This window comes from Stutzerimonas sp. (assembly GCF_982611455.1).
In genome coordinates this window covers 23,609-31,115 of sequence record NZ_CEXBBO010000042.1, presented here as the reverse complement: position 1 = coordinate 31,115, position 7,507 = coordinate 23,609, and the positions used below count along the sequence as shown (strand labels likewise).

The following is a 7,507-nucleotide window of genomic DNA, read 5'->3' as shown; positions in this document are numbered from 1 at the left end:
GTGGAATCCGGGTATTTTGCCAAAATCTGGAAGTCTTCTTCAGAGTTTCCCTAGACGGCGGGAGCAGGAAATTCGAGTAAGGAATTTTTGACCTCTGCCATCCTGCGCAAACCGTCACGGGGTTCGCGCAGGATGAATACTCAGCGCATCCGCAATCGCGTCGTTATTCATTTCCCGAGCTTTACTTCACTCGCCGATAATCCTTGGCGCCGATCTTGGATATCCACCGCGCGCAGCCGGTTAGGCGAGGTAGTCGCGGTAGTAATCCCGTGTCGCGAGATTCTTGTCCTTGGCCTCGAACATGATGTCGAAACGGTCGAGAAACTCACGGGCGTACAGATTGGTCCAGTTATTCCACATGCGCTTGCTGTGGCTGTAGAGATCGCGCTTGCTGACTTTTTCCAGCAAGGCTGGCATTTCCAGCTTGTCGTTGGCGGAAAAACCCATGTCCATCAGGCGTTCGGGCGGCTGCGAGTAATGCATCGCCGGACGCACGCCGTGCCAGCTGTCGATGATTTTCGCCACGCGCGTGTCGTGCGGATCGATGTAGTGGTCCTCGTTGATCCAGCAATGATGGATGTCCAACACCACCGGCGCCAGGTCAGCGAGTTGCAAGCAGTCATTGACGCCGTAGGTCTTTTCCTCGTTTTCGAAGGTAATGCAGTTGCGCGCTTCCTGTGACAGGCGCGGCCAAATCGTGCGAATACCTTCGATGCCCAGTCGCCCGGCGATGTGCACGTTGCATTTGAAGTCCTGAAACTGCCGGCCGAAGCCCATCATGCGAATCATGTCGGCGTGGTACTCGAACTCCGCCAGGCTGTTTTCCACTACCTGAGGTTTGTCCGAACCGAGCACGCAGTACTGCCCAGGGTGGAGGGAGAGGCGAATGCCCAGCGTTCTGGCGCGCTCGCCAATCTTCGCGAAGCCCGCCTCGATCACGCGGCGCACCTCGGCCTGACGATAAAATTCGGTCGCTTCCGAGTGGCTGTAGAAGGGCAGCAGATCGCTGCTCAGACGCAACATTTTCAATTGTTCCGGCAGCGTTCCGACGTATTCGAGCAACCGCAACTGCGCCGCCAGATTGTGCTCGATGATGCCGTTCAGCTTTTCCCGCGCCACCTCCTGCGACACGCTGTTAAGCCAGCGCAACGTTGTGGATCGCGGATTGAAGGCCCGCTCGATGGCTTCCAGCTCTTTCAGCGATTCGCTGTGGCCGGGATGACGATACATGCAGGCGAAACCGATTCTGTACATAACGACCTATGTGACGTAGCGCGGGTGACACGCTGAACGCTGCAGATGACTGTTCTGTTTAGTGCGCAGACGGCGTGCGGCGTGCCGTGCATCGGACGAACGACCGATTGGCGGCGGGTCAACCCAATAAAACGGGGCTTATCGCCGTTACCACTCTTCGTTCCGGTGCCAGCCGACAGCTAAAAACCCTTACCATATCAACCACCTGTTGATGCTCTGGTTGGTTTTCGATGTTGTCCGCCGTCAAGCGCTACAAACTTTTGCTGTCGGGAGCGTTGGCGCGTTGTTTTCCCCGCACATCGGCCTATCTGCAATCGGAGGACGAGTTGGTTTTGCGACGCTGGCCCAACGCCGCAGCCAAGCAGACAGCCAAGCGCGTAAATAAACTGTCCGGCAGCTTACCGGCCAAGGCCGGTCGCACACCCAAGCAATCGGCAGCGGCCACTAAAGCCAGCAAACCCCGGACGAAATCCCGAAAGGCTTCCGGCGAAGGCATTTATGGGCCGGCGAAACTGCCGGTCGATGACCCGCAGCTCCAGGCGATGCGCTTGCGCGTCGGCCGTGCAGTAGAGGCGGGCGTAATCTGCGCGCCCTCGGACGAGCAGTGGGCGATGATCCTCAGCGACAGCCCGGTGACGCGCATCTTCGCCGGTGCCGGTTCAGGGAAATCCACCACCTTGGTGCTGCGAGTGGTGTTCATGCTGTGCCATATGGGCATCGCGCCGGAACGGTTGACGGTCATTTCCTTTACCAACGCCTCCTGCGCGCAACTGCGCGAACAGCTGATCAGGGTGCTTGGTTTTTGGAATTTCGATTTCGACCCGTCCAGCGCGCGCCAGTGCGTACGGACTTTTCATTCGGCGATGGCGGTGCTGGCCAAGGAGGTTCTGGGCAAACCCGTCTGGTTCGAGCAGCTGGACGAAAAAAGCGCGTCACCCACCGAGCTGGACAATCCACTGACTTCCTCGCGCTTGCGGCCGGCTCAGCAGCGGCTGCTGAAGCAGGCCTATCAGACCTGTTATGCCGAAGAAGAGGCTTTCCGCCTGCGGGTGCACGAATTGTTGCAATTGCCGCAGCCGGGCGAGTCGAAAAGCAAGCGCGTGCCCAAGGCTCCCCTGGACGCCTTCAAGCTGGCCGGTGAATTCACCCCGTTGCCGCTGTTCGAGGCGTTCTACGCGCAGGCCGGTTTCATCGAGAGCATCGGCATCCGCATCGAACAGATGCAGCCTGCCCGGATGGAATGTTCGCCTCGTGAACGCGCCTTCATCGAGGGGTTGGTGCTGTTCTGGAAGCATTTCCAGGCTCTACTCGAGCGCGAGGGACTGATCACCTTCAACGGTGCCTTTCAGACGCTGACCCAGCGCCTGGCGGCTTCTGGTCAAGGCGTATCGACCGCCGCGCTGGCACCGTTCAGCCATCTGTTGATCGACGAGTTTCAGGACATCTCACCGCAGATCGTGCAGTGGTTGCAGGCGTTACATCAGGCGTTGTCACGCCAGGGCGAGGCCGTGAGCCTGATGGCCATCGGCGATGACTGGCAATCGATCTACGGCTGGCGCGGCAGCTCACCGGAATTGTTCATGGATTTCGACAAGTACTTTCCCAGCCGGGAGGCCACGAAGAAGAGCAAGGTGCTGATGCTCGAAACCAATTACCGTTCGATCGAGCCGATCATCCGAGACGGGGAAGCGGTCTTGAGCGCCGTGGCGTTCAAACAGGCGAAGGTCAGCCAGGCGGCCAAGGCGCTGCAGCAGGGCGATCACGGTGTGAAGTTGATAACCCGCTTCGATGTGAAAACACGGCTGCCTGAATTGATCCGCGACATCAAGGCTCAATGCGAACACGTCGCCAATCGCCCGAACGCGGACCGCAATGCCGTCTTGGTGCTGAGTCGGCGCAACGAGCCCTTGCGTGCCATCGAGGCGCAGCTGGACCGCAAGCTGCCGGTCAAGACTTACACCATTCACCGCGCCAAAGGCCTGCAAGCCGAGGTTGCGATCATCGTCGATGATTGCCTGCCAACGGAACGCCATCCCTTGCGCAACGCGCTGTACGCCTACTGCGGTTTCTTTCGCAATAGTTATGACCAGGCCATGGCCGACGAGAGTCAGCGCCTGGCTTACGTGGCGATCACCCGTGGCGTCAGCCGCGTGTTCTGGTACACCCAGAAAGCCCAGGGTGCGACGCGGCTCTTGGCCGACAGGGGCAAGGCTCGCTAACCGAGGCGCCCGTATCGCTGGCGGCTGACACCGGTTTACGGCTAGGGTTGACGCTTTGACGTCAACCGTCGCGGACAGGAGCGCAGTCGCATGTTGAAACTCTGGGGTCGGATCAATTCGACCAACGTGAAGAAGGCGCTCTGGTGCCTTGAAGAGCTAAAACTTCCTTATACCCGTATCGATGCCGGTGGCGCTTTTGGGGTCGTTGGCGAGGCCGATTACGTCGCGAAGAATCCGAATCAGCTGGTGCCGTGCCTGGAAGACGGCGAGCTGGTCTTGTGGGAATCCAATGCCATCGTGCGATATCTGGCTGCGCAATACGGCGAGGGAGTGCTGTGGAATGCCGATCCAGGTCAGCGTGCCCAGGCGGACAAGTGGATGGACTGGGTAACCTCGTCATTAGCGGCACCGTTCCGCCCGGTGTTCTGGAACATCGTGCGCACGGCTCCCGAAAAGCGCGACATGGTTGCGGTGCAGGCGGCTCTGAAAGAATGCGGCAACTTGCTCGCCATCGCCGATCGAGCCCTCGCCGAACAGCCCTATCTGTCGGGTGAAAACTTTGGCATGGGTGATATTCCGCTAGGTTGTTTCGCCTACGCCTGGTTCGAAATGCCCATCGAGCGACCAGACCTGCCGCATCTGCGCGGCTGGTATGAGCGACTGCAACAGCGCCCGGCGTATCAGACCTCGGTGGTTACGCCGCTGACCTGACAGGGCCTGGCGCTGGACTTCTGATGACCAGCGCCTGGTTGTTCCTTTGTTGCTGGCGGCGGGGTTTGAAGTGCTGTTTGCGCTGGCGATGAAAATGCCGACGGCTTCACCCGGCTCGCCCCAGCGGGCTGGTGATCGTCGCGGACAGGCAGGTTTAGGTGTGTCAGCTCTGCCCGAATGTCTGATCGAGCAACGCTGGCATCAACTCTCCGGCCGGCCCGGCCAGCGCATATTCCCGTTCGCGGTGGCTGCATTGCGCTTGCGGATTGACATGCACCACGGAAGCTCCGGATTCCCAGGCGAGCCCGGGCACTTCCGCAGCCGGATAAACCACGCCAGACGTGCCCACCGATATCAGCACGTCGCATTGCTGGGCGGCGGCGAAGGCAGCGCTTAGTGCGTCGGCGGGTAGACTCTCGCCGAACCAAACCACGCCAGGGCGCAACTGACCGTCGCAGGCCGCGCATCTCGGTGGCTGTAATCGACGGCCGCCTTCCGGCTCATCGGGAACGCCCAACGGCTCGTTCGGTTTCTTGCCGCAACTGAAGCAACGCGGCTGATGCAGGCTGCCGTGAAGGTGGACGACGTTCGTGCTACCGGCACGTTCATGCAGGTCGTCGACGTTCTGCGATATCAGCGTCAGGCGGGGCACATGCCGGGCCAGTTCGGCGATGGCTCGGTGCGCCGGGTTCGGCTGGGCCTGGAGCACCTTCATGCGCCGCCATTCGTACCAGCCCCAGACCAATTCCGGGTCCGCACGAAAGGCTTCGGGCGTCGCCAGCGAGGCGGCGTCGAAGCGCTCCCAAAGGCCGGTCAGCGAATCGCGAAAAGTCGGAATACCGCTCTCGGCCGAAACGCCCGCGCCGGTGAACACCACGACGTGACAGGCGCAGCGTAAGGCTTCGATCAGCGGGGCCGGAATCATTGGCGCGCTCCTGCTAGTTAGCTATCGATCGGTGAGAAAGCCGATTCGCTCAAGCTTTTGAACGCGGACAGCGCACGCTCGCGGCTCATCGCCAGGTCAGTGATGGGCTGTGGATATTCGGCGGTGCCAAACAGACCGGCGGCTGGATTGTGGATGTCGCGCTTGTCGAACTCGGCCAACTCAGGCAACCAGCGGCGTAGGAAACGGCCCGCCGGGTCGAACTTCGCCGACTGGCTGAGCGGATTGAATAGGCGGAAGTAAGGCACCGAGTCGGTACCGGTGGATGCGCTCCACTGCCAGCCGCCGTTATTCGCGGCGAGATCGCCGTCGATCAGGTGGCGCATGAACCAGCGTTCACCTTCGCGCCAGTCGATCAGCAGGTTCTTGGTCAGAAACATGGCAACGATCATGCGTAGGCGGTTGTGCATCCAACCGGTCGCCAGTAGCTGACGCATGGCGGCGTCGATGATTGGAAAGCCGGTGTGGCCTTGCTGCCAGGCGGCCAGCTCATCCGGTGCATGGCGCCAAGGCAGCGCCTCGGTCTCACGACGGAATGCGCGACCCATGGAAACCTGCGGATAACCAACCAGAATGTGTTTGTAGAATTCTCGCCAGAGCAGCTCGTTGATCCAGGTAACCGCCCCCGGGTTGCCGCTGTCCAGCTCGCCCTGGTTGGTTCTCAGCGCAGCGTGCAGGCATTGGCGCGGCGAGATGACGCCGGCTGCAAGGTAGGCCGAAAGCTGACTGGTACCGGGTTCGGCAGGGAGGTCCCGACGCAGTTGGTACTCGGCCAAATCGTCTTCGGTGAATATCGCCAAGCGCTCCCGGGCAAACTTCTCGCCAGCAGGCCAGAGCGAGCGCAAGTAGTCGCTGGGTACGGCGAAACCATCGACCGCGGCCGGTATCGGATCGCTGGTCAGTGGCAGCGCCGATTGTCGTACCGGCACAGGCAGGCAGGGCGGCAGCGACTGGCTCAGGCGCGAATAGCAAACCTTGCGGAATTGGCTGAAGACCTTGAAGCAACCCCCAGAGAGGGTATGCACACTGCTCGGCGCAAAGAGCAATTGATCGAGATGGCGGCGCAGACTCGCTTGCGTGTCGCATAGCGCCCGTTCCACGGCGTCATCACGGCGTTGCTCATTCACGCCGTACTCATCGTTGACATGTACGCTGCCGATTGCATGTTCGCGGCACAGATCGGCGATCAGTGCGGGTACGCCCTGCCAGTCATGGACGATGCGAATCAGTAACGGTACGTTCAGTTCGGCCAGCTGCGTCGAGACTTCGCTGAGATTACGCAGCCAGAAATCCACCTTGCACGCCGCGTCGTCATGGGCAAGCCACTGGCCAGGCGTGATCAGGTAGAGCGCGATGGTCGGTCCGGCATTCATCGCGGCCACCAGCGCGGAGTTATCGGTGACGCGCAGATCAGTGCGCATCCAGAGCAGCTGGTTCATTCCATATATCCTTTCGGGCCATCGAACAGCGGGCTTGCCTGCAGCGCTTCGAGTGCGGTCAGTGGGTCGTCAGCGAGCATTAGGCCGGGCAGGCTGTCTAACTTGGCTCGGTGAATGCTGGCTGCCGGGCCCGCGAGCATTAGCGGCATGGCCTCCTTCGCGGCTGCCAGTCGCGGCAGTTGCCGCTGGAGGCGATTGCTATCGAGCGATTGGTTGGCATAGAGCAGCAAGCCGCGCGGCGCGATCTGCTCCAGGGCCAGAGGCAGCTCGGCGAGCGGTACGGGCCATTCGATAATTTCAACCGGGCAACCCGCGCTGGAGACGAGCCAGGCGCAGAGCCACAGCCCCGGCTCGAAGCGCTGTTCACCCAGTCCCACCGCCAGCAGTGGCGCGCCACTGTGCTGACGATTGCCGTGATAGAGGCGCGTACCGAGTTTGGTACGCAGCCACGAATGAAACAGTGCGCGCTCGAGTTCCGCACCGAACCTTTTGTGCCAGCGTCGTTCAAGGCTCACTAGCAGCGGCAACAGCAAATGTTTGCAGAGCGTGCGCGGCGGGTAGAGCGCCAATGCCCGGTTGAAGCTTTCGTCGAGTTGGCGCTCTGCCAACACGCTGATCGCGCGAAGCATCTCATCATGCAGAGTGTCCCACTCGTTGTACTCGGCCACGCTGAGCGGCTGGAGCGTGTCCAGCAACTGCCTGACCTGGCTTACCGCGACGCCGCGGTTGAGCCACCCGACAATGCTCTGAATGCGCTGTACGAGGTTGTCGTCATAGAGTCGGTGGCCCTTGGCCGTGCGGCGCGGGACGATCAGACCATAGCGCCGCTCCCAGGCGCGCAGGGTCACCGGGTTGACGCCTGTAAGGCGCGCCACTTCTCTGATCGGAACCCAACCTTCGGTAGCGCCCGCATCGACGTCGTCATCGGAGACCTTGGTCAT

At 61.0% G+C, this 7,507-nt stretch carries 6 protein-coding genes; 2 read left to right on the top strand and 4 right to left on the bottom strand.

Annotated elements, in window-relative coordinates; all coding sequences use genetic code 11:
- Positions 1–240: 240 nt before the first annotated feature.
- Positions 241–1,254: a UV damage endonuclease UvsE gene (locus tag AC2LD7_RS19445; RefSeq protein ID WP_484599318.1), complete on the bottom strand. Its 1,014-nt coding sequence runs from the start codon at positions 1,252–1,254 to the stop codon at positions 241–243.
- A gap of 230 nt (positions 1,255–1,484) precedes the next feature.
- Here AC2LD7_RS19445 and AC2LD7_RS19440 point away from each other — a divergent pair, with 230 nt between their 5' ends.
- Both AC2LD7_RS19440 and AC2LD7_RS19435 read left to right on the top strand, forming a co-directional pair.
- Entirely contained in the window at positions 1,485–3,473 is a 1,989-nt protein-coding gene (locus tag AC2LD7_RS19440; protein WP_484599317.1) for a UvrD-helicase domain-containing protein, read from the top strand.
- Positions 3,474–3,563: 90 nt separating this feature from the next.
- On the top strand, positions 3,564–4,184 hold the full coding sequence (locus AC2LD7_RS19435) for a glutathione S-transferase (protein ID WP_484599316.1): 621 nt from the start codon (positions 3,564–3,566) through the stop codon (positions 4,182–4,184).
- Positions 4,185–4,347: 163 nt separating this feature from the next.
- Here AC2LD7_RS19435 and AC2LD7_RS19430 read toward each other — a convergent pair whose 3' ends face one another.
- The 3 genes from AC2LD7_RS19430 to AC2LD7_RS19420 are packed head-to-tail and all read right to left on the bottom strand — an operon-like array spanning position 4,348 to position 7,507.
- Positions 4,348–5,109 carry an SIR2 family NAD-dependent protein deacylase gene (locus AC2LD7_RS19430; protein WP_484599315.1) on the bottom strand — a complete coding sequence of 254 codons (762 nt, stop codon included), beginning with the start codon at positions 5,107–5,109 and terminating at the stop codon, positions 4,348–4,350.
- Between the two features lie 17 nt (positions 5,110–5,126).
- A complete protein-coding gene (phrB, locus tag AC2LD7_RS19425; RefSeq protein ID WP_484599314.1) occupies positions 5,127–6,566 on the bottom strand; it encodes a deoxyribodipyrimidine photo-lyase in 1,440 nt (479 codons plus the stop codon).
- A complete protein-coding gene (locus AC2LD7_RS19420) occupies positions 6,563–7,507 on the bottom strand; it encodes a MerR family transcriptional regulator (RefSeq protein WP_484599313.1) in 945 nt (314 codons plus the stop codon). The genes phrB and AC2LD7_RS19420 overlap by 4 nt, the downstream gene beginning before the upstream one ends.

Excerpts from the sequence above, each read along its gene's own strand:
- AC2LD7_RS19445 (WP_484599318.1), bottom strand. The coding sequence starts at position 1,254 with ATGTACAGAATCGGTTTCGCCTGCATGTATCGTCATCCCGGCCACAGC.
- AC2LD7_RS19440 (WP_484599317.1), top strand. The coding sequence starts at position 1,485 with ATGTTGTCCGCCGTCAAGCGCTACAAACTTTTGCTGTCGGGAGCGTTG.
- AC2LD7_RS19435 (WP_484599316.1), top strand. The coding sequence starts at position 3,564 with ATGTTGAAACTCTGGGGTCGGATCAATTCGACCAACGTGAAGAAGGCG.
- AC2LD7_RS19430 (WP_484599315.1), bottom strand. The coding sequence starts at position 5,109 with ATGATTCCGGCCCCGCTGATCGAAGCCTTACGCTGCGCCTGTCACGTC.
- phrB (WP_484599314.1), bottom strand. The coding sequence starts at position 6,566 with ATGAACCAGCTGCTCTGGATGCGCACTGATCTGCGCGTCACCGATAAC.
- AC2LD7_RS19420 (WP_484599313.1), bottom strand. The coding sequence starts at position 7,507 with ATGACCAAGGTCTCCGATGACGACGTCGATGCGGGCGCTACCGAAGGT.